Here is a 21993-nt window from a genome sequence, read left to right on the forward strand (position 1 = left end):
GTGTCGCCGTGGCGCGGGCGTGTACACCTGACACGGTGTGCAGACCCCACACGGACGAAACGCCAGGCCGGACACTGTGCGGCGTCCGGCCTGGCGTGACGTCGGCACGTCGCTGCCTCAGACGACTTACTTCTCCATATCAACATCCTTTGTCTCGGTGCTGACGAGCAGCGAGACAAACGTGATGAGAGCCATGACCGAGAGGTAGACACCCACCCAGAAGGGGCTTCCGCCGCCCGCGCTCCAGAGAGCGACGGCGATGAACGGGGCGACGGCGGCGCCGAGGATCGACGACACGTTGTATGAGACACCGGAGCCCGTGTAGCGCACGTTCGTCGGGAAAAGCTCGGGCAGCAGGGCACCCATAGGTCCAAACGTCATGCCCATGAGCGAGAACCCAATGATCAGCAATGCCATGACGCCGACGATCCCGCCGTCAAGCAGCGGCACGAACAGCAGGCCGAAGACGACGATGCCGAGGGTCACCCAGATGAGCGTGCGCCGACGCCCCCACCGGTCGGCCCACGGCCCAGAAACCAGGGTGAAGATGCCGAAGAACACGACGCCGATGATCGACATGAGGATGAACTGGGTGCGCTCGTAGCCGAGGCCTGCCATGGCAGCATCCGTTGGTGTTGTGCCGTAGCTGAGCACGAACGTCGTCATCAGATAGAACAGCACGTAGGTGGCGAGCATGAAGAACGTGCCGAGAATGAGCTGCCGCCAGTTGTTCCGCAGCACCGTGCCCAGCGGCATCTTGCGGACCGTTCCCTGAGAGACGGTGGCGGCGAATGCCGTCGATTCCACGAGCCTCAGGCGGACGATGACGCCGACGATCACCATGATGATCGAGAACCAGAAGGGTACGCGCCAGCCCCAGGCGAGGAACTGCTCGTTGATGCCTCCGTTCGCGGGCTGCAGAACCGAGATGATGATGAACAGCCCATTCGCGACGATGTAGCCGAGGGGCGCTCCGAGCTGCGGGAATGTGCCGTACCAGGCGCGCTTGCCCTTCGGCGCATTCTCTGTCGCAACGAGCGCGGCACCCGACCATTCGCCGCCGAGAGCGAAGCCCTGTGCGAGGCGGAAGATGACGAGGAACAGCGGCGCCCACCAGCCGACCTCGTGGTATGTCGGAAGGAAGCCGATGAGGAACGTCGCGACGCCCATCGTCATGAGGGAGGCGACGAGCGTCGTCTTGCGTCCCTTCCGGTCGCCGAGATGGCCGTAGAAGATGGCACCCAGTGGCCGCGCCACCATGGCGGCACCGAAGACGGCGAAAGAGGACAGCAGTGCGACTGTCGGGTCGCCCTCGGGGAAGAAGAGGTGCGGAAAGACGAGGACGGCAGCGGTCGCGTAGACGTAGAAGTCGTAGAACTCGATCGTCGTGCCGATCATGCTCGCGAGGATGACGCGTGAGCGCGGGTTCGCGGGGGTCGGTACTTCAGCCGTTGCGGTGGGTGTGGAAAGTGGGTCCGTGGACATGAGCCTTCGATTGCGTGGGAATTCCGGTGTCACTGACCAGATCACGCGGGGTGTGCGCGGTCGTGTCGCGACATTGACGAAGCCTGCTTGTGGCGGGACCAAATAACCCTACGCCCGCTGAGAAAACGTCACCAAACTTTTTCGGATGCTGCGGGTAACCGTTCTCCAGAGAGCAACGCCGATGCAGCGTCGACGGAGCGGGAACGAGCGCGAACCCATCGAAAGGTTGATGCTCGTCGCTCGGTGGCGGACTAGCGTTAAGGGCATGGAAACTTTGTTCAGTGTGCTTCACGTCGTCGCGGCGGTCTTCATCGTCGGACCCATGGCGATTATTCCGATGACGGCGATGCGGGCGGTGCGCGCGGGCAACGCAGGCCAGGTCTCTGTGCTGGCGAAGTCCACGTCGATCTTCAGCTGGCTGTCTCTTCTCGTCGTTGTCTTCGGCTTCGGCGTCATGGGCATGTCAGAGTACGACATCTCGATGACGACCCCGTGGATCCTGTGGTCGCTGATCCTGTGGGCCGTCGCCACCATCATCAACCTTGCTCTCGTGGTGCCGACCATGAAGAAGGCGGCGGCTGCCCTCGCAGACGGCCCGTCTGACGATCGTTCCGGCTACCCGGCGATCGCGGCGGGAAGTGGTCTGGCGACCATCCTGCTGATCGCCGTGGTCGTACTCATGGTCTGGAAGCCGTAGTCTCGACGTTCCTCGCCTCGGGCGCTGCTTGCGCGACAGAAACGGATGTGCGCTCCTGAAAATTCAGGAGCGCACATCCGTTTCTGTGGCTCGCCCGTAGTCGGAGGAATGCACCTGTAAGGAGAGGCTCACTCGTGGGCGGAAGAGTGCACCTGTAGGGGAAGAGCTCACCCACTGCGGAGGAGTGCACCTGTAGGGGGAGGGCTCATCAATAGCGGAAGAGAGCACCCGCAAGGGGAGCTCACTCGTCAGGCGACGAGCACACCCGCGGGGAGAAGCCTTGCGCTGCAGGCCGCCTTCCGCCGCGGGCCAGCTTCCGCCCCGCCGTCGCCACGGCACGGGAGGTTCTCAGCGGTGCAGGGCGAGCAGGGCCATCAGAGCGGGGGCAGTCTTCAGCGCTGCAGGGTTTCTGACGTGCGGGTCAGCCTCAGCCGCGCAAGGCCGCCAGGGCGCGGGCCGTGGCGATCGCTGCTTCAGCGGCCTCGCGGCCCTTGTCCTCCTTCGATCCGGGAAGCCCGGCGCGGTCGAGTCCCTGCTGCTCGTCGTCAAGGGTGAGAACGCCGAACCCGACCGGTTTGCCCGTCTGCACAGTGACCTGCGTGAGACCGCTGGTCGCAGCATCCGAGACATACTCGAAGTGCGGCGTTCCCCCGCGAATGATCACGCCGAGGGCGACGACGGCATCCGCGCCAGACTCCAACGCCGCACGCGAGACAACGGGCAGCTCGAAGCTTCCGGGAACCCGCACCAGCGTGTGACTGGCACCTGCGGCCTCCAGCGCGCTCACCGCACCCTCGACCAGGCCGTTCATAATCGTGTCGTGCCAGCTGGCCGCGACGATGACGACGTCGAGACCCGTGCCGTCGACGTTCAGTGTGGGGGAGCCTGCTCCGCTCATTTCTCTCCTTGTGTTGTGGTCAGTGTCGTGTCAGCGCCGATCGGCTGTTCGAGCTGGTGGCCCATGCGATCGCGCTTTGTGGCGAGGTAGTCAGAGTTGAACGGGCCGACGCCGACAACAAGCGGCACGCGCTCGGACACCGTGATGCCATGTGCTTCGAGCTGCTCCACCTTTGCCGGGTTATTGGTGAGGACACGCACGGTGTCGAGCCCGAGGTCGGTCAGAATCGCGGATGCTGCCGTGTAGTCACGTGCGTCGGCGGGAAGCCCGAGTGCGAGGTTCGCGTCGAGCGTGTCGAGGCCGTCCTCCTGCAGCTTGTAGGCGCGCAGCTTGTTCACGAGCCCGATGCCGCGGCCCTCGTGGCCGCGGAGGTAGATGACGACGCCGCCGTGACGCTGCACGGTGTCGAGCGCAGCATCCAGTTGCGGCCCGCACTCGCACTTGAGCGAGCCGAACGCTTCGCCCGTGAGGCACTCCGAGTGCACGCGCACGAGAGCACCGGGTTCGAGGTCGCCCGAGATGACGGCGACGTGATCCGCGCCGGTCGCGCGGTCGCGGTAGGCGCGCATGCGGAACGTGCCGTGTGTTGTGGGAACAGTGGTCTCGACCTCGAAGATCACCTCGCTGGCCTCGGGCGCAACCTGATCTGTTGTGCACGCACGCGAGGCATCGGGTGACGACTCGATGTAGCGGATGAGGTCGGCGATCGTGATAACGGGGATCTCGGTCTGCGCACCGAGCTCGATGAGGCCCGGAAGACGCATCATCTCGCCGTCATCGTGCACGACCTCGCAGATCGCGCCGACCGGGGGCAGCCCGGCGAGTTTCATGAGGTCGACGGCGGCTTCCGTGTGCCCGTCGCGCTCGCGCACGCCGCCATCGCGCGCGCGAAGCGGCAGCACGTGACCGGGGCGGATGAGGCTGGCCGGCGTCGAGTCCGGGTTGCCGAGCGTGCGCAGCGTGTGCGCGCGATCGGCGGCGCTGATGCCCGTCGAGACGCGGTCGGCGGCGTCGACAGAGATGGTGTACGCCGTGCCGCGTGGGTCTTCGCTGTCGGCGACCATGATCGGCAGATTCAGCCCGTCGGCGATCTCGTTCGTCATGGGCGCGCAGATGTAGCCGCTCGTGTGGCGGATCGTCCAGGCGAGCCACTCCTGCGTAGCCAGCGCTGCAGACATGATGACGTCGCCCTCGTTCTCACGCGACTCGTCGTCGGCCACGAGAACGGGCTTGCCCTGACGCAGCGCGTCGAGTGCCTCCGGGATTGTGGCGAGGCTCATCGTGTGCTCCCTTCCGCGGCGTCGCGCGCCAGCATCCGCTCGACATGTCTGGCGATAATGTCGGTTTCGATATTGACGTGATCACCCACGTGCAGGTCGCCGAGCGTCGTCGCGGTGAGCGTCTCGGGGATGAGCGACACTTCGAACCACTGCTCGGCAAGATCCGCGGGTGCGATGGCGCTCACCGTGAGTGAGGTGCCGTCGACCGTGATGGATCCCTTGTCGACGACGAGACGTGCGTTCGACGGGGGCAGCGAGAAGCGCAGCACGCGCCAGGTGCCGTCGTCGCGGATGCTTTCCAGACGAGAGGTGCCGTCGACGTGCCCCTGCACGATGTGCCCGCCGAGCCGGTCGCCAACGTGCGCGGCGCGCTCGAGGTTGACGCGACGACCGACGTCGACGGTTGCGAGCGTTGACATGTCGAGGGTCTGGCCCATCACGTCCGCGGTGAAGGAGTCGTCAGTCTGCCCGGTCACCGTGAGGCACACACCCGAGACGGCGATCGAGTCGCCATGGCGAGCGTCCGAGACCGCGAGCGGCCCCTGCACGGTGAGGCGCAGAGACGAGTCGCTGCGTGAGACGGCGGTGACGGTGCCGATCTCTTCGATGATTCCGGTGAACATATGGTCACTGTCCCTTCGGGGTCAGGGTGAGGCGGACGTCGTCTCCGATGCGCGCGACGTCGGTGAGTGTGAGGCGTCGAGCGTCGCCGATCGAGCTCACGCCGATGTCGGTGAGTGCGACCCGGTCGCCGCCGAGGAGAGCCGGTGCGAGATACACGACGTAGTCATCAACGAGGCCGGCACGCACGAACGCTGAGGCGAGGGTCGGCCCGCCTTCAAGAAACAGAGACCGGATGCCGCGTTCGCGCAGCTGCTGCAGATCGGCCACGAGGTCGTTGCCCGGAAGCTGGATGTGGGGGAGCGGATGCTGTCGCAGCCGCGCCGCGCTCGGAATCTGCCGCGACCCGAACACGACGGGGGTGGGCTGCGCGTCGAGGAGCGCGCCGTCGGCATCGCGGGCAGTGAGCGACGGGTCGTCGGCGAGTACGGTGCCGGTGCCGGCGGCGATGGCGTCGTGCTGCGCGCGCAGCTTGTGGGAATCGGCGCGGGCATCGGGGCCCGTGACCCAGACGCTTGTACCGTCGGCCGCGGCCGTGCGACCGTCAAGCGACGACGCCCATTTGAGCGTGACGAGCGGGCGGCCGAGGCGCGCCGTTGTCATCCAATCGCCGAGGAACGCATTGACGTCTGCCTCAAGAACTCCCGCCTCGACGTCCACGCCGGAGCGGCGCAGGCGGGCGCCGCCGCCGCTGGATTCCGTTCCGGGGTCAGCGGATGCGTAGACGACGCGCGTGATTCCGGCGGCAAGCAGGGCGTCGACGCACGGGCCGGTCCGGCCGGTGTGGTTGCACGGCTCGAGAGTAACGATTGCGGTGGCGCCGCGCGCAGCATCCGGTGCTGTGGCCGCGAGAGCGGCGACTTCGGCATGCGGGGTGCCCGCTCCCTGATGCCAGCCCTCGCCGAGGATCGTGCCGTCGGGGGACGCGATGACGCAGCCGACGCGCGGGTTGATGCCCCGCTCGGGTCCTTTCGCGGCGAGCGCAAGAGCGCGGCGCATGAGCTGCTGCTCGCGTTGTGATGCCACCGGCTCCCTTTCTCGAGGCTCCGGGGAATCACGAATCTGCTCGGGTGACACCGCAGTGGCGTCGCCCGCGTGCTTCCTCCCTTCCGGACTCGAATCGCCGTGTGGCGATCCATAACCGTCGGTGCCGGAATTTCACCGGCTCAGCCTCCCAGTGGAGGGTCGCGGACTTTCACCGCCGGTTCGGACTCTCACCGACCCCGGAGCACGTTACGTATAACACCATGCTACGTCACGGGTATTCCCGATACGGCCGTGTGTCGCTTCATGACGTGTCGTGACGCATGGCTATCAGCCCGCGTCGCCGGCGGAGAGCCGCTGCAGAAGGTCGGCAAGCATGAACCGCGCTCGGCCTCGCGGGTGCCGAGGGTCGTATCCCAGCTCGGCAATGAGCGATTCATGGCGAGATTGCACTGTGGAGTGGTGAAGGCCGAGGGCCAGGGATGCTGCGCGAATGCTCTCTGACTCGACGAGGGCGCGCGCAACCGAGAGCGTGCGCGAGTCAAGGCTGGCGAGGGCGCGCGCGTCTGCGTGCTCCGTGCCATCCAGAGCACGTGCCGCGGTGCCCAGCACTCCAAAATGCTCGGCATCGACGGTTTCGCCCGATGTGCGGGCGAGGCGTCGTGCAAAAAGCGCGGCATCCCACGACTCGGGAAGTTCGGCACGCGTGCCCCAGGTTCCCCACCCGGTCTCGGGCGGTGCGTCACCGGAATCGGCAGTGACAATCGTCGCGCGGAGCACGCCGTGAGGCGTGGCGACGACCGTCGAGGGGCCGTGCAGTGTACGCGGTGCCGTTGCGGCTGTTGCGACGGCACGTACGCGTGAGCTGAGGGTGAGTCGCGCGGCTGCGGCCGCTCTCTCGTCCGGCGTCCGCTCGGGCGAGATCAGCGTGTGAACAGAGTCTTCTGGCGCAATGCGACGCCGTGCGCGTGAGATCGCGACGGCGAGAGCGAAGCGTTCGAGAACCATTGCATCATTGGCGTGCGGCGCACCAGCCCGTTCGATCCATGCCACATCCCCATCGACGACGTCGATCGCTGGCCAATCGCCGTCGGCTGTTCCGCCGAGCCGGCAGCCTGCAGGTGAGACGCGGATCAGCGTGTCGCCGTGTCTCAGCCCGCACGGAACACCGGATAACGCTGCGGCTCCGCGCACAATCGTCTCGAGGTCGACGTTGCCGGCAATGAGCGCGTCAAAGTACGACACGACTTTCAGCGCTTCGCTCGCCTCGTGGTCGAGCGCCGTCAGGCGTCCAACGAGTTCCTGCATGATCTGCTCCGATCCACCAGCCTGTGCCCAGCCTAGATCGGTGTGGGCACAGGCGCAGCGGGCGTCAGAGCGCGAGCGCGCGTGTCACCCAGGCGTCGCGTGCGGCTGTCATCGATTGTGCGATTGCCGTGTGCGGTGCCATCATGTCGAAGCCGTGGAACCCTCCGGGCCACACATGCAATTCGGCCTGCACTCCGGCGCGCCACAACGCGCTCGCGTAGGCGACGTCTTCGTCGCGGAAAACCTCAGCGCTTCCGCAGTCGATGAACGCCGGCGGAAGGCCCGACAGATCGGTAGCTCGAGCGGGCGCCGCGTAGATCGACACGTCATCAGTTCCGACCCGCTCGCCGAGCAACGCCGACCAGCCGGTGACGTTGCTCGTACGATCCCAGACGCCGACGCCATCAATCTGCGCGCACGACGCCGTGGCGTCGCGGTCATCGAGCATGGGATAGATCAGCACCTGACCCGCGAGCGCCGGGCCCTTCCTGTCGCGTGCGAGTAGAGCAGTGCCCGCAGCCAGCCCGCCACCGGCACTGGCCCCGGCAATGATCAGGCGACAGGGATCGATGCCGAGTTCTGCGGCGTTCTCAGCAGTCCAGACAAGGCCGGCAAAGCAATCTTCGACCGGATAGGGGTCGGGGAACTCCGGTGCCAGCCGGTACTCGACGGTGACGGCGACGGCCTGGCACGCGGTGATCCAGGGGATGATCTGCCCGATTCCGACCCAGCGGTCGCCCATAATCATGCCACCACCGTGTGTGTGGTAAATACCCGGACCGGTTCCTGAATGGCCTTTCGGCTTCAGAACGGAAATGACGATCTCTCCACCGTTATGACCCGGAATCGTCACGTCGCGGCGATCGATGCCCGCTTCCTCGAGCATCTCGCCCGGGTCGACGGCAACGGCGGAACCCTCGCGAAGCAGCGGAATCATCTCGGGGGTGATCGTCGGCGGCATCTGGTCAGCGAGAACGGTCAGCACCGCTTCAAGTTCGGGGTCGAACGGTGGTCGTGTCAGAGACGTAGGCATGTTGATTCCTCCTCGTTCGATCACATCGTCGTGATCTCACTGAAGTCTTGCAGCGGCCGCGACCGGGTGCATCCGCCAACGTGACGCAAAATAGCCCCCGGATGCCGCAGAATGCGCGGTGCGCTCGAATCACGACGCGAGGAGCAGCCGTGCTGTCGTCGCATCCACGATGAGATCAGTGATGAGGCCGGCAGCCAGCGCCCCGCGCAGGCTCTGCAGCTTGCTCTCGCCCGAGACGATGCAGACACGGCGGGCAACCCTCCGCTGCACATCGAGAGGGGGGCCGGAGGACCGAGTGTTGATTTCGATGCCGTCGTCTGAGCCGTCGGCGCGGTAGAACACCGTCGCCACGTCTCCCACAACCTGGGCGGACTGCATCGACGCGAGGTCGTCATCGTCGAGGTAGCCCCCGACGTACACATGGCTGGGCACGACAGCAAATGGAGAGCCGAGGCCGAAGACTGTCATGTCCATGCTGCGCTGCATGTCGAGCACGCGACGGACGCTGCGCTCGCGCCACATCGCTGCCTTCGTCTCGGGGTCATCGAAGAGCGCGGGAACAGCGAACTGCTGCACCGCGGCACCGAACGCCGTGCCGAAGCGCTGCAGCAGCTCGCTCGCGTAGACCAGGCCCGTCGTACGCGGGTTCGCGGCACCGTTCAGCTGAACAATCCGCGAATTATGTGTGCTCTTGGGAGCGAGGTGGCGAGACACCGCCGTCATTGTCGCACCCCAGGCGACGCCGATCGCCATGTTCGATTCGACGAATCCTCCGAGAATACGTGCAGCGGTCAGGGCGACACGGTCAAGACGGTCGACGTCGCTCGTCTGCTCCGGCACGGGAACAACGTGCGTGACGACACCGAATCGCCGGCGAATGTCGGACTCGAGCTGGCGCGGCACATCGAGGGGGCTCGACACGTTGATCGTCACGAGACCGGTGTCGCGGGCGTGGCTCAACAGGCGAGAAACCGAGGATCTTGACGTGTGAAGCTCGCGCGCGATGGCGTCCATCGTGAGGTCCTGCAGGTAATACAGCTGGGCCGCCGTGAGCGCATCACGCGTCTTGCTCGACAGAGAATTTGAGGAAAGTTTGGTCACCGTTCGCTCCTTGCACGTTTGTGCATCAGGTTTGAACGTCAGTGTAGCTTCTGTCGATGATGGAAGGGACGCCGGGCACTGCCGCGGCGTTCCGCGACAACGGCGATGAGGAGTGAACCATGGCGAGCGAGACGTCCAGCAACGGTGGCACACGAGACAGCGTGCGTGCGCTCGCCGAGAAGCCCCACGCTCGCGTGCTCATCATCGGTGGGGGAATCAACGGGATCTCGACCTTCCGTGATCTGGCGCTGCAGGGCGTCGACGTCACGATCATCGAGCGCGACGACTGGTGCTCGGGCGCCTCGAGTGCCTCGTCTCACATGATCCACGGCGGCATTCGCTACCTCGAGAACGGTGAGTTCCGCCTGGTGCGCGAATCGGTCCAAGAGCGCAACGGCCTCGTCAAGATCGCGCCGCACTACGTGAAGCCGCTCGAGACCACAGTGCCGATCTTCTCCACGTTCTCGGGCATCCTGTCGGCACCGCTGCGGTTCCTGACCCACAAGCAGGGCAAACCCACTGAGCGCGGTGCCTTCCTGATCAAGATCGGGCTCATGATGTACGACTCGTTCTCGCGCGACGGGGGAACGGTGCCGCGCCACACGTTCCGCGGTCGCTCGGCATCGCTGAAACAGCATCCGGCATTCAATCCCGACCTCAAGTACACAGCCACCTACTACGACGCGTCCGTACACGACCCCGAGCGCCTGGCACTCGATGTCCTGCGCGACGGCATCTCGGCAGGGCCGCACGCCCGCGCCGCCAACTACGTCGAAGCCGTCGGGTTCGACAACGGCGGTGTCACGCTGCGTGACAACGCGACGGGCGAGACCTTCTCGATGACCGCCGATATCATCGTCAACGCGAGCGGACCGTGGACAGACCTGACGAACAGGGCACTCGGCCAGAGCACCACGTACATGGGCGGCACCAAGGGCTCGCACATCGTGCTCGACAACCCCGAGCTTCTCGAGGCGACCGGTGGAAACGAAATCTTCTTCGAGCACGAAGACGGTCGCATTGTGCTGATCTACCCGCTCAAAGGGCGCGTCATGGTCGGCACCACAGACATCAACGCGGATCCAGCCGAGCCGGCCATCTGCACCGAAGATGAGGTCGACTACTTCTTCGACCTCGTGAACCACGTGTTCCCCGACGTAGCCGTCGACAGGTCGCAGATCGTCTACCGCTTCTCGGGCATCCGCCCGCTGCCCGGTCACGGCGACACCCAGCCCGGCTTCGTGTCGCGCGACTACCGCATCGTCCCGAGCGATCTCGACGGCACACCGATGCTCAGCCTCGTGGGCGGAAAGCTCACGACGTTCCGCGCCCTGGGCGAGCAGCTCGGCGATGACGTGCTCGAGCGCATCGGCGCACAGCGCACGGTTTCGACAGCCGGCCTTCCGATTGGCGGCGGGCGCGAGTACCCGACGACGGATGCTGCGCGCACGACGTGGCTCGCCGCACACAGCGACTCCGTCTCACGTCGCCGTGCCGACGTGCTGCTCGAGCGGTACGGCACGCGTGCAGCATCCGTGATCGATGAACTCGACGCGACAAGCGATACACCCCTGCAGAACGCCCCCGACTACTCGCGTGAAGAGATCGCCTATCTTGTGCGCACGGAACAGGTTGTGCACCTCATCGACGTGCTGAAGCGGCGCACAAGCCTGGCCTTCACCGGTCAGGTGACCGACGACCTGCTCGATGAGCTCACGCCGCTCGTCGCCGCCGAACTCCACTGGGGAACGGCGAAAGCGGCGGAAGAGCGCGATGCAGCCGCACGAATTCTGCGCGACGCCCACGGTGTCGCCCTGTCTGGACGAAGGGAGACGCCCACACCCGCATAGCTCTGTCGCCTTCCGACTCTTGTACCGATGCCACGACACGGTTAGGTTCTGGAGAGGGAGACGAGTTACACCCACCTGCACCAGCGGCCCGGGCACCCGGCTCGGAGTCGCACCTAATTGGAAGGTCAAAGAAGACACATGGCTCTTGGATCGATATTCATCTCCGAGGTTGTCGGCACCGCGCTGCTGATCCTGCTCGGTGGCGGCGTTGTCGCAAACGTCGTTCTCGCAAAAACAAAGGGGTTCAACGGCGGCTGGCTGCTGATTAACTTCGGCTGGGGCCTCGCGGTCTACGTCGGTGTTGTCGCTGCCGCAGTCTCGGGCGCTCACCTCAACCCTGCCGTCACGCTCGGCATCGTCACCAGCGGCGCTGAGACCTTCGTTGATGGCGTCCCCGTGACCCTGGGCACGACATTCCTCTACTTCGGCTCGGAGATGCTCGGCGCATTCATCGGCGCTGTTCTCGTGTTCCTGGCGTACAAAAAGCACTTCGACGAGTCGGACGACCCGGGCGCGAAGCTCGCCGTCTTCTCGACGGGTCCCGAGATTCGCAACTACGGCTGGAACCTCATCACGGAGATCCTCGGCACTTTTGTGTTGGTGTTCCTCGTCATCGCATTCGGTCAGCACGGGGATGCTGCGGGCCTGGCTTCCCTCGGCGCGCTTCCCGTTGCGCTCGTCGTTCTCGTCATCGGTATCTCGCTCGGTGGCCCGACCGGATACGCGATCAACCCTGCACGTGACCTGGCGCCGCGCATTGCCCACGCTCTTTTGCCCATCAAGGGCAAGGGCACAAGCGACTGGTCCTACGCGTGGGTCCCGGTCGTCGGACCACTCATCGGCGGTGCGATCGGTGGATGGGCCGGCACAGCTGGTCTGCTTCCCGGCCTCGTTTGACGTTGCGGCGGGCCGCCCGGCGGCCCGCCGACAGAAACCCGAAGTCACACAAACAAAGGAGTTCTCATGGCGGACTACGTAATTGCCATTGACCAGGGCACGACAAGCTCGCGTGCCATCATCTTCGACAAGAGCGGTTCCATCGTGTCGAGCGGCCAGCTTGAGCACGAGCAGATCTTCCCCAAGGCCGGCTGGGTCGAGCACGACGCCGGCGAGATCTGGAAGAACACACGTGAAGTGATTGGGCAGGCGCTGTCGAAGGCGAACGTCACCCGCCATGACATCGCGGCGGTTGGCATCACCAACCAGCGTGAGACAACGGTGGTCTGGGACAAGAACACGGGTGAGCCCGTGTACAACGCGATCGTCTGGCAGGACACCCGCACGCAGGACATCGTCGACGAGCTTGCGAAGGACGGCGGAGTCGAGCGTTTCAAGGGCATTGTCGGGCTTCCCCTGGCTACCTACTTCGCCGGGACGAAGATCAAGTGGATCCTCGACAACGTCGAGGGTGCACGCGAGAAGGCAGAGGCCGGGGATCTGATCTTCGGCACGACCGACACGTGGGTTCTGTGGAACCTCACCGGCGGAACGGATGGCGGCATTCACGTCACCGACGTCACGAACGCCAGCCGCACGATGTTCATGGACCTCGAGACGCTCGAATGGCGCGACGACATCCTCGAGGTGTTTGGCGTTCCGAAGTCCATGCTTCCTGAGATCAAGTCCTCGAGCGAGGTCTACGGTCACGCTCACACGTCGAGCCTCCTGCGCGAGACCCCGATCGCGGGAATCCTGGGTGACCAGCAGGCTGCCACGTTCGGTCAGGCTGCGTTCCAGGCCGGCGAGTCGAAGAACACCTACGGCACCGGTAACTTCCTCATCTTCAACACGGGTGAGGAGATCGTTCGGTCAGAGAACGGCTTGCTGACCACTCTCGGCTACAAGCTCGGCGACGCGAAACCGCATTATGCGCTTGAGGGATCGATCGCTGTGACCGGGTCACTAATTCAGTGGCTGCGCGACAACCTCAATCTCATTTCGTCGGCACCTGAGGTCGAGGAGCTTGCAAATACGGTTGAGGACAACGGCGGCGTGTACTTTGTTCCGGCATTCTCCGGGCTCTTCGCTCCGTACTGGCGTTCCGACGCTCGCGGTGCGATGGTCGGTCTGACACGCTTTGCGAACAAGGGTCACATCGCCCGTGCAGCGCTCGAGGCGACGGCCTTCCAATCGCGTGAGGTGCTGGATGCTGTGAATGCGGACTCCGGTGTGGACCTCACCGAGCTGAAGGTCGATGGCGGCATGGTGGCGAACGAGGCCCTCATGCAGTTCCAGGCCGACATTCTCGGTGTTCCGGTCATCCGCCCGAAGGTCATTGAGACTACGGCGCTGGGTGCCGCGTATGCCGCAGGTCTTGCTGTGGGCTTCTGGAACGACCTTGACGAGCTCTCGGCCAACTGGGCAGAAGACAAGCGTTGGGAGCCGACGATGGACGCGGACGAGCGTGAGCGTCAGCTGCGCCTCTGGAAGAAGGCAGTGACGAAGACCTTCGACTGGATCGACGAGGACGTCAACTAACGACGAAACTCCTACAGGGAAGGACCGAGGCCGTGTGCCTCGGTCCTTCTTTTCTGAGTCGTCAGCGGGTGGTTATCAGCGCGCCCAGCTCGTCGAGCGTTGAGATCGTGACTACGCCGTTGTCTGCGGCGAGCGTCGCGGGTGCAGCATCCGTTCCACTGCCATGGCCGAGCGCACCTTGCGGGAGGTCGTCTCCGAAGCGGTTGAGCCACACCCCGGTGAGCCCCGCCTGCGCCGCCCCGACAGCATCCGTCACCAGCCTGTCGCCGACGTACAGCGCCTCAGACGGCTGCACCCCGAAGCGCTCGCAGGCGAGACGGAAGATCGCGGCATCCGGTTTCGAGACCCCCACAGCGCCCGAAGCGATGACGTGTTCGAAGCGATCCGTCAGACCGGTGCGCTCGAACTTCACACGCTGAAAGTCCGGATCGCCATTGGTGATCACGCCGAGCTTCGTTCCTGCCGCTGACACCGCATCGAGGCAGGGGAGTGCGTCATCGAAGAGCCGCCAGCTGTCGCGGTAGTGCACGAAGTAGTTGTCGAACCAGGCATCTGCGGCATCGTCGCCCAGGGTGACGCCATGCGCCGCCGCGAACGCAAGCGCTCGCGCACGGCGCTGCCCGGCGAACGTCAGCTCACCGGTGAGGTAGCGGTGGTAATGGGCGTCTTCAAGGTCGTGCCAGAGCGTGACGCCGTCGATGTCGGGATCGGCGTACGGCGGGCCGAGCGCATCCACGTGCGCCCGGATGCCGCGCACGACGGCGCCCCGGTGGTCGAGGAGCGTGTCGTCGAGGTCGAAGAGCGCGAGAGCGTAGTCGGTCATCGTCCCGCCAGGAAGCCGACCTTCTCGTAGACCTTGGCCAGCGTAGCCTCGGCCACCTCGCTGGCGCGCGCGGCGTTGACGGCGAGCAGACGGTCAAGTTCGGCCGGGTCGTCAAGCAGCTCGAGCGCGCGAGCGCGCACCGGTTCGAGTTCTGAGACGACCGCCTCGGCGACAGCCTTCTTGAAATCACCGTAACCACGGCCGTCGAACTCGGCAGTGACCTGTTCAACTGTTGTGCCCGTGAGCGACGAGTAGATCGCCATCAGGTTCGAGACGCCCGGCTTGGCCTCGCGGTCGAAGGCGACGACACCGTCGTTGTCGGTGACGGCACGCATGATCTTCTTCTGCATGGCCTTGGGCTCATCGAATAGCCACAGAATGCCCTGCGGCGACTCGCCCGACTTCGACATCTTCGATGTTGGCTCCTGCAGGTCGTAGATGCGGGCGCTGTCGGTGGGGATCGTGGCCTCGGGAACGACGAACGTGTCGCCGAAGCGCGAGTTGAAGCGCTCCGCGAGCGTGCGGGTCAGCTCCACGTGCTGGCGCTGGTCATCGCCGACGGGCACGGCCTCGGTCTGGTACAGCAGAATGTCTGCCGCCATCAGGATCGGGTAGGTGAAGAGCGCGACGTTCGTGACGTCAGAGCCATACCGCGATGACTTGTCTTTGAACTGCGTCATGCGGTTCGCCTCGCCGAAGCCCGTGATGCTTTCGAGCACCCACGCCAGTTGAGCATGCGCGGGCACGTGCGATTGCACGTACAACGTCGATTTCTCGGGCTCGATGCCCGCGGCGATGTACTGAGCAGCGGTGCGGCGCGTCTTCTCGCGCAATTCCTTGGGGTCCTGCGGCACAGAGATCGCGTGCAGGTCGACGACGGAGAAGAACGCGTCGTACTCCTCCTGCATCTTCCTCCACTGCACGAGCGCTCCGATGTAGTTTCCAACGTGCAGTGAATCGTTGGTGGGCTGCATGCCCGAGTAGAGGCGTGGCTTGGTCATTGGTGGTCCTTTAAGAATTGAAAAATGGATGCTGCGCGCGAATCAGAGCGCGTAGTCGACGATCACAGGAGCGTGATCGGACCATCGCGTGTCATACGAGGGCGCGCGGTCGATGGCGTAGTTCGTGACCGTCTCGGCGAGAGCCGAGGTTGCCGCGTGGTAGTCGATGCGCCAGCCGGTGTCATTGTCGAAAGCCTTGCCGCGCTGTGACCACCAGGTGTAAGGTCCGTCGACCTCGCCGGCCCAACGGCGTCCGACGTCGACCCAGCCGAGCCCCGGTGCCGTCGTGCCGTCAGCGCCTTCGACGGTCTCGCTCTCGGGCCCGAAGAACCGATCGAAATAGGCGCGCTCTTCCGGAAGGAAGCCCGAGTTCTTGCGGTTGCCCTTCCAATTCTTGATGTCGAGCTCGCGGTGTCCGACGTTGAGATCACCGACGACGAGGGCCAGCTCAGAGTGCTGGGCCAGCTCGGGCAAACGCTGCGTCATCGTGTCGAGAAACGTGAACTTCTCGACCTGCTTGGGCGAACCGACCTCGCCCGAGTGCACGTAGCACGAAACGACGGTGAGCGGGTGTCCATTGACATCGAAGTCGGCCTCGAGCCAGCGACCCGCGCTGTCGAAGTCATCGGCGCCGAAGGCCGTGCGGTGGGCGAGCGATGCTTGTCTGCTGGCAATCGCTACGCCAGCGCGCCCCTTGGCCGTCGCCTCGTCATGCAGGATGTGCCACCCGTCGCCGAGGAGCTGCTCGACGTGTTCGTCCTGCGCGCGCACCTCCTGCAGCGCCAGAATGTCGACGCCGCGATCGGCGAGCCAGTCGCCCATTCCCTTGCGGTACGCGGCACGGATGCCGTTGACGTTGACGGATGCAATGCGGAACGGAGTCTGATTCGCCATATCCCCATTCTAGGTTGAGCCTCAGACAACACCGACTCTGCGCGCATCAGGCGGGGAAAGACGTAGGAACAGCGTGAGGCAGGGTCGGGAATCCCGGCAGGGAGCGAGGGCGGGAATGAGATCGGAAATGTGATCGAGGACGCGGGCGGTGACCAGGAATGAGGTCGGGACGATGACCGCGGACGAGGCAGCGACCGGGAACGGGACTGCAATCGGAAACGCCGAGCGAACGCTATCGATGACAACCGCCAAAGGTGCGGGACGTTACCAGCCGGACGCTGCGTCAGCGCCGCACGCTCTGGATGACCTTCTTGAGGTGCCGCCTCGCCCGAGCCCGCCCGAAGATCCCGGTAGCGGCATCCAGCTGCGCGCGGGCCTCACGGACGTCCGCTGCCGCGACGATGCGCCGCGCATGTTCGACGGCTTCACGTCTCTCTTCGTCGGTTGGCGTGTGCAGCGAGACGTCGTTGTCGGCCAGCTGAACCGAGATCCAGGATGCTGAGAGCAGGATCACTCGACTGACCAAGTTGAACCACAGCAGCAGCGCGACAAACACCGTGAGGCTGCCAAAGAGCGGGTTGCGCCCGGCGCTTTCGAGCACAAGACCGCTCGCAATCGAGAGCCCGGCGAGCACTGCGCTGCCACCGAGGACGCCGGTTGACAGCGTCCGCCAGGGAATCGGCAGGCGCGACAACACACGGAACATCACCGTGAGCGAGGCCGCATTGATGAGCAGCGAGATGATGACACCGAGCGCTGAGCCGCCCGCACCGACGAGAAACGAGTTCGGTCCAAAGCCGAGGAGCCCGCCGAACCAGACCAGTAGCTGCGTGCCGACAATGCTGATCACCGCTGAGATGATGAGCAGAAGGCCGATTCCGAACGCCATGCCCAGATCCCACAGCTTCTTGACGAAGAAGTTGCGTGGGTCCCGTGGCACCTGGAAGATCGCGCGAACTGCCTGTCGCGTGTAGAACATCCATCCGGTGGCCGTCCAGGACAGTCCGATGAGGGCGACGGCGCCCCACCAGCCGTAGAGTGTCGTGTTGAAGAGTTGCTCGGGGGAGATGGGCCCGTCCGCGCCGATGAGATCGGGAACTGCTGTGTTGATGATTTCGATGAGCGAGGCGACGAGCTCCTCATTGCCCGACAGCCAGACACCAGTGATCGAGAACCCGACAGAGAGTCCCGCAAAGACGGCGAAGACGGCATAGAAGCTCATGCCCGCCGCCATGAGGTTTCCGTCTTCCCACAGGTAATGCTGCAGAACGCGGTAGACGCGGTTGCGCGACAGGCGTGTCCCGATGCGGTTCACGGTATCAACCGGCTTCACCAGCCAGGGGCTGCCCGCCCGTCCTGCGCCCCGCGTGTCGCCCGGCGCGGGTACGTCGGTGTCGCGAGAAGAGAAGAGGGCGGCCACGATGTCAGCGTAGCGGGGCTCGAGAGCAATCGACGGCCGGGCACACGTGTTGCGGGAATGTGACTCCGAGACTCGCGCGGGGAACGGAACTGCGAAACAATAGGTGGCAGTGGTTCGCCAGAATCCGGATGCTCGAGAGTAAAGGGGACTCATCGTGGCCGCACGCCTTCGCCATGCGCCGTCGGCAGCCCCGGCATTTGTGGTGATTGCGTCACCCGGCACGCTCATCGCTCTCGACGCCGGAGCCGACCCACACCTGGTCGATCTGCTCTGGGATCGCGTAAGTTCCGGCGCTGACTTCGAGTCTCTCGTGGGCGTTATGCCGGCTGAGTCGGCGGGTCGCCCACTGTCGTTCGTGCTCATCGGCGACATTGTCGATGGTCAAGAGGGCGCATCTTTTCAAGCACTCGTCAACGGCCCGCGCGGCTTCGACGTCGCGACGGCGGGCGCACCGCAGCACATTGCGCCCTCGGCCAGCTCGCCATGGTTGCGCACGCGGCTTCAGCGCGTCACACACGTGGCTATAGGCACGGATGCTGCTACACAGCAGTTTCCTCTCGACGCCGGTGTCGTGGCGACGTCGCGCGTCGACATGACTATCGGCGAGGTCGCTGCTCCTGCAGCATCCGATGAGGTGTCGACCGACCACGCGGCTGGCACTGCGCTTCTTGACGCACACGGCGACGCGCACGACGGGCAGACCGTCACGCGTGCTCCGGGGCAAGCCGTGATCACCGGAGACATCCGTCTCGCTGACGTACCGCGCACGCAGCGGACGGTGATGTTCGGCTACCGCGTGAACGGTGGCCAGGCGTTCAGCCTCGACCTCCCGCACCGATACGGTCGCAGCCCGCGCGTCGGAACCGGCGGCGAGGCGAGGCTTGTTCCGCTGCTCTCGCCGACGAAGACCGTGTCGGCGACCCATCTCGACGTGCGGCAGATCGGGGACACGGTTGTGGTGACCGATCTGGGGTCGACGAACGGCACTTCAATCATCGAGCCGGGCCAGCAGTGGCGCCGCATGGAAGCTGGGGAATCCCTTGCTGTCGCCGCAGGAACCTTCATCGATCTGGGCGATGGCAACGTGATCGAGATCATGCCCGGGGTTCCGCTCGGCTAATCCGACGTCGCCGCCGTCGTCCCGGTCTGCCATGCATCGCTCGGCCATCCAGCCCTGCTCCAGTCTGCACTGCTCTGCCGTGCACTCTCCAGCCCTCCCGTTGCGGTTCCCCGCTTAGGTTCGTGCCCTCCTCAGCTTTTCCAGCGCGGCTCCGCGCAACTTCCACGTTTCAGCTCCAGAGAATTCTGGCGCGCTCATCAGAAGATGGCGTGGGAAGACACAGGGCGCGGGGGCGCGTCGGGCACGAGAGCGTGCTGCGGGCAGGAACGCACTGCGGAAGGGAGCGCGCCGGGCACAGGTTCGCGCCAGAAACAGGGACACGTTGGGCACAGATGGCGGGGCGTCGACCACCGGGACACGAAAAACGCGCGGGACGCTGGTTCACCAGCATCCCGCGCGTCTATGTTCTGCGGAGGCGTCCGCCCTTACGGCTTGCCGCGCATGATTGCCTGCTTGACCTCGGCGATCGCCTTGGTGATCTGGATGCCGCGGGGGCATGCCTCGGTGCAGTTGAACGTGGTGCGGCAGCGCCACACGCCCTCTTTGTCGTTGAGGATGTCGAGGCGGACCTGCGCATTGTCATCACGCGAGTCGAAGATGAAGCGGTGCGCGTTGACGATGGCGGCGGGGCCGAAGTACTGTCCATCCGTCCAGAAGACGGGGCACGACGACGTGCACGCTGCGCAGAGAATGCACTTCGTGGTGTCATCGAAGACCTCGCGGTCGGCGACGGACTGCGTGCGCTCCTTGCCGGCACCCGGTTTGCTGTTCGCGACGAGGAACGGCTGCACCTCACGGTACGACTCGAAGAACGGCTCCATGTCGACGACGAGGTCCTTCTCGAGCGGGAGGCCCTTGATCGCTTCGACGTAGATGGGCTTCGAAATGTCGAGGTCCTTGATCAACGTCTTGCACGCGAGACGGTTACGGCCGTTGATGCGCATCGCGTCGGATCCGCAGATCCCGTGAGCGCACGAGCGCCGGAACGTCAGAGAGCCGTCGGTCTCCCATTTGATCTTGTGCAGCGCGTCGAGCACACGCTCCGTGGGAAGCATCTCGACGTCGAAATCCTGCCAGTGCGGTTCCGTGTCAGCATCCGGGTCGAAACGACGGATGATCAGCGTCACTGTGAACGTCTGCGTCGGGTCGCTGGACACCGGTGCGTCTTCCACCACCTGCGCCATTGCTAGTACTTCCTCTCCATCGGCTCGTAACGGGTGATCACGACGGGTTTCCAATCGAGTCGAATGTGATCGGAAGCGTCCGCCGAATGCGGGTCACCCGTGAGGTAGGCCATTGTGTGCTTCATGTAGTTCTCGTCGTCGCGCTTCGGGTAGTCGTCGCGCATGTGGCCGCCGCGGGACTCCTTGCGGTTGCGTGCCGAGTAGACGACGACCTCGGCGAGATCGAGCAGGAATCCGAGCTCAACGGCCTCGAGAAGATCGGTGTTGAACCGCTTGCCGTGATCCTGAATCGAGATGTTCATGTACTTGGTGCGCAGATCGTGGATCGTCTGCGTCACCTCGTCGAGCGTCTCGTCGGTGCGGAACACCTGCGCGTTCTTGTCCATCTCGTCTTGCAGTGTCTTGCGCAGCGCCCCGATGCGCTCGGGCCCATCGCCGTTCCGGATGCGCTCGAGGGTCTCGCGCACTTCCTTCGCCGGGTCGTCAGGCAGCGGGATGAACTCGGCGCTCTTGGCGTACTCGACGGCGTTGTTTCCGGCGCGCTTGCCGAACACGTTGATGTCGAGAAGCGAGTTGGTGCCGAGGCGGTTCGAGCCGTGCACAGACACGCACGCGCACTCACCCGCGGCGTAGAGTCCGGGAACCGTCGTGTCGTTGCTCGAGAGCACCTCGGCGTTGTTGTTTGTCGGGATGCCGCCCATCGCGTAGTGCGCCGTCGGCATGACCGGAACCGGTTCGGTGACGGGGTCGACGCCGAGGTAGGTGCGGGCGAACTCGGTGATGTCAGGCAGCTTCGACTCGAGCACCTCTGCGCCGAGGTGGGTGCAGTCGAGCAGAACGTAGTCTTTGTTCGGGCCCGCTCCGCGGCCCTCTTGCACCTCTTGCACCATGCTGCGCGCCACGATGTCGCGCGGCGCGAGGTCCTTGATCGTCGGGGCGTAGCGCTCCATGAAGCGCTCACCCGACGCGTTGCGCAGGATCGCTCCCTCGCCTCGAGCGCCCTCGGTGAGGAGGATGCCGAGGCCGGCGAGGCCCGTCGGGTGGAACTGGAAGAACTCCATGTCCTCAAGCGGAAGACCCTTGCGCCACACGATGCCGACCCCGTCACCGGTGAGGGTGTGGGCGTTCGAGGTAGTCTTGAAGATCTTGCCGAACCCGCCGGTGGCGAAGATGATCGCCTTCGACTGGAACACGTGCAGCTCACCCGTTGCGAGCTCATAGGCGACGACGCCTGCTGGCTGCTTCTCGCCGTCGACCTCGGCCATGATGATGTCGAGAACATAGAACTCGTTGAAGAAGTTGATGCCGAGCTTGACGCAGTTCTGGAACAGCGTCTGCAGAATCATGTGGCCCGTGCGGTCGGCCGCATAGCAGGCGCGGCGCACAGCCGACTTGCCGTGGTCGCGCGTATGCCCGCCGAAACGGCGCTGGTCGATCTTGCCCTCGGGCGTGCGGTTGAAGGGCAGCCCCATGTTCTCGAGGTCGATGACGGCGTCGATTGCCTCTTTCGCGAGAATCTCAGCAGCATCCTGATCGACGAGGTAGTCGCCGCCCTTCACGGTGTCGAAGGTGTGCCACTCCCAGGTGTCTTCCTCGACGTTGGCCAGAGCTGCGGCCATTCCGCCCTGCGCCGCTCCCGTGTGTGAGCGGGTGGGGTAGAGCTTCGAAATGACCGCCGTCTTGGCCCCGGGTCCCGCTTCGATGGCGGCACGCATTCCGGCGCCGCCCGCGCCCACGATGACGACGTCGAACTGGTGGTAGTGGATGCCGTCGACAACTGTCGACTCGGTGGAGGCAGGGTTTGTTGATGACATGT

At 64.9% G+C, this 21993-nt stretch carries 19 protein-coding genes and 1 riboswitch; of the genes, 5 read left to right on the top strand and 14 right to left on the bottom strand.

Features of this window, described 5'->3' with window-relative positions:
- Positions 1 to 126: 126 nt before the first annotated feature.
- A complete protein-coding gene (locus tag OK352_RS05670) occupies positions 127 to 1485 on the bottom strand; it encodes an MFS transporter (protein WP_265140478.1) in 1359 nt (452 codons plus the stop codon).
- Between the two features lie 265 nt (positions 1486 to 1750).
- Here OK352_RS05670 and OK352_RS05675 point away from each other — a divergent pair, with 265 nt between their 5' ends.
- Positions 1751 to 2182 (top strand): DUF2269 domain-containing protein, encoded by a 432-nt coding sequence (locus OK352_RS05675; protein WP_265140479.1) that lies wholly within the window; start codon positions 1751 to 1753, stop codon positions 2180 to 2182.
- A 427-nt stretch (positions 2183 to 2609) separates the two neighbouring features.
- Here OK352_RS05675 and ribH read toward each other — a convergent pair whose 3' ends face one another.
- The 7 genes from ribH to OK352_RS05710 form a co-directional block, all read right to left on the bottom strand.
- A complete protein-coding gene (gene ribH, locus OK352_RS05680; protein WP_265140480.1) occupies positions 2610 to 3080 on the bottom strand; it encodes a 6,7-dimethyl-8-ribityllumazine synthase in 471 nt (156 codons plus the stop codon).
- Entirely contained in the window at positions 3077 to 4360 is a 1284-nt protein-coding gene (gene ribA, locus OK352_RS05685) for a GTP cyclohydrolase II (RefSeq protein ID WP_265140481.1), read from the bottom strand. The genes ribH and ribA overlap by 4 nt, the downstream gene beginning before the upstream one ends.
- Positions 4357 to 4983, bottom strand: coding sequence for a riboflavin synthase (locus OK352_RS05690; protein WP_265140482.1), 627 nt, complete (start codon positions 4981 to 4983; stop codon positions 4357 to 4359). The genes ribA and OK352_RS05690 overlap by 4 nt, the downstream gene beginning before the upstream one ends.
- A 4-nt stretch (positions 4984 to 4987) precedes the next feature.
- A complete protein-coding gene (gene ribD, locus OK352_RS05695) occupies positions 4988 to 6007 on the bottom strand; it encodes a bifunctional diaminohydroxyphosphoribosylaminopyrimidine deaminase/5-amino-6-(5-phosphoribosylamino)uracil reductase RibD (protein ID WP_265140483.1) in 1020 nt (339 codons plus the stop codon).
- Positions 6008 to 6073: 66 nt separating this feature from the next.
- Positions 6074 to 6216: riboswitch (FMN riboswitch) on the bottom strand.
- A gap of 79 nt (positions 6217 to 6295) precedes the next feature.
- Positions 6296 to 7273 (bottom strand): hypothetical protein, encoded by a 978-nt coding sequence (locus OK352_RS05700; RefSeq protein ID WP_265140484.1) that lies wholly within the window; start codon positions 7271 to 7273, stop codon positions 6296 to 6298.
- 64 nt (positions 7274 to 7337) lie between these two features.
- Positions 7338 to 8306 carry an alpha/beta hydrolase gene (locus OK352_RS05705; RefSeq protein WP_265140485.1) on the bottom strand — a complete coding sequence of 323 codons (969 nt, stop codon included), beginning with the start codon at positions 8304 to 8306 and terminating at the stop codon, positions 7338 to 7340.
- Between the two features lie 129 nt (positions 8307 to 8435).
- Positions 8436 to 9407, bottom strand: a complete 972-nt coding sequence (locus OK352_RS05710; RefSeq protein WP_372338079.1) for a sugar-binding transcriptional regulator — start codon at positions 9405 to 9407, stop codon at positions 8436 to 8438.
- Positions 9408 to 9526: 119 nt separating this feature from the next.
- Here OK352_RS05710 and OK352_RS05715 point away from each other — a divergent pair, with 119 nt between their 5' ends.
- The 3 genes from OK352_RS05715 (at position 9527) to glpK (ending at position 13735) form a co-directional block, all read left to right on the top strand.
- Positions 9527 to 11257 (top strand): glycerol-3-phosphate dehydrogenase/oxidase, encoded by a 1731-nt coding sequence (locus OK352_RS05715; RefSeq protein ID WP_265140486.1) that lies wholly within the window; start codon positions 9527 to 9529, stop codon positions 11255 to 11257.
- 138 nt (positions 11258 to 11395) lie between these two features.
- Positions 11396 to 12154 carry an MIP/aquaporin family protein gene (locus OK352_RS05720; protein ID WP_265140487.1) on the top strand — a complete coding sequence of 253 codons (759 nt, stop codon included), beginning with the start codon at positions 11396 to 11398 and terminating at the stop codon, positions 12152 to 12154.
- A gap of 66 nt (positions 12155 to 12220) precedes the next feature.
- Positions 12221 to 13735 carry a glycerol kinase GlpK gene (glpK, locus tag OK352_RS05725; protein ID WP_265140488.1) on the top strand — a complete coding sequence of 505 codons (1515 nt, stop codon included), beginning with the start codon at positions 12221 to 12223 and terminating at the stop codon, positions 13733 to 13735.
- A gap of 61 nt (positions 13736 to 13796) precedes the next feature.
- On the opposite strand, the gene OK352_RS05730 is transcribed toward glpK, so the two are convergent.
- The 4 genes from OK352_RS05730 to OK352_RS05745 form a co-directional block, all read right to left on the bottom strand.
- Positions 13797 to 14558, bottom strand: coding sequence for an HAD family hydrolase (locus tag OK352_RS05730; protein WP_265140489.1), 762 nt, complete (start codon positions 14556 to 14558; stop codon positions 13797 to 13799).
- Positions 14555 to 15559, bottom strand: a complete 1005-nt coding sequence (gene trpS / locus OK352_RS05735) for a tryptophan--tRNA ligase (protein ID WP_265140490.1) — start codon at positions 15557 to 15559, stop codon at positions 14555 to 14557. The genes OK352_RS05730 and trpS overlap by 4 nt, the downstream gene beginning before the upstream one ends.
- A 42-nt stretch (positions 15560 to 15601) precedes the next feature.
- The gene (locus tag OK352_RS05740) at positions 15602 to 16453 is read right to left on the bottom strand and encodes an exodeoxyribonuclease III (RefSeq protein ID WP_265140491.1); all 852 of its coding nucleotides are present in this window, start codon (positions 16451 to 16453) and stop codon (positions 15602 to 15604) included.
- A 283-nt stretch (positions 16454 to 16736) separates the two neighbouring features.
- Entirely contained in the window at positions 16737 to 17873 is a 1137-nt protein-coding gene (locus OK352_RS05745; RefSeq protein WP_265140492.1) for a YihY/virulence factor BrkB family protein, read from the bottom strand.
- Positions 17874 to 18027: 154 nt separating this feature from the next.
- Here OK352_RS05745 and OK352_RS05750 point away from each other — a divergent pair, with 154 nt between their 5' ends.
- A complete protein-coding gene (locus tag OK352_RS05750) occupies positions 18028 to 18993 on the top strand; it encodes an FHA domain-containing protein (RefSeq protein WP_265140493.1) in 966 nt (321 codons plus the stop codon).
- Between the two features lie 425 nt (positions 18994 to 19418).
- On the opposite strand, the gene OK352_RS05755 is transcribed toward OK352_RS05750, so the two are convergent.
- Positions 19419 to 20177, bottom strand: a complete 759-nt coding sequence (locus OK352_RS05755) for a succinate dehydrogenase iron-sulfur subunit (protein ID WP_265140494.1) — start codon at positions 20175 to 20177, stop codon at positions 19419 to 19421.
- 2 nt (positions 20178 to 20179) lie between these two features.
- Complete coding sequence (sdhA, locus tag OK352_RS05760; RefSeq protein WP_265140495.1) at positions 20180 to 21991, bottom strand: succinate dehydrogenase flavoprotein subunit; 1812 nt, start codon at positions 21989 to 21991, stop codon at positions 20180 to 20182.
- Positions 21992 to 21993: the final 2 nt, after the last annotated feature.

The organism is Microbacterium sp. MPKO10, from assembly GCF_026107415.2.
Lineage (GTDB): Bacteria > Actinomycetota > Actinomycetes > Actinomycetales > Microbacteriaceae > Paramicrobacterium.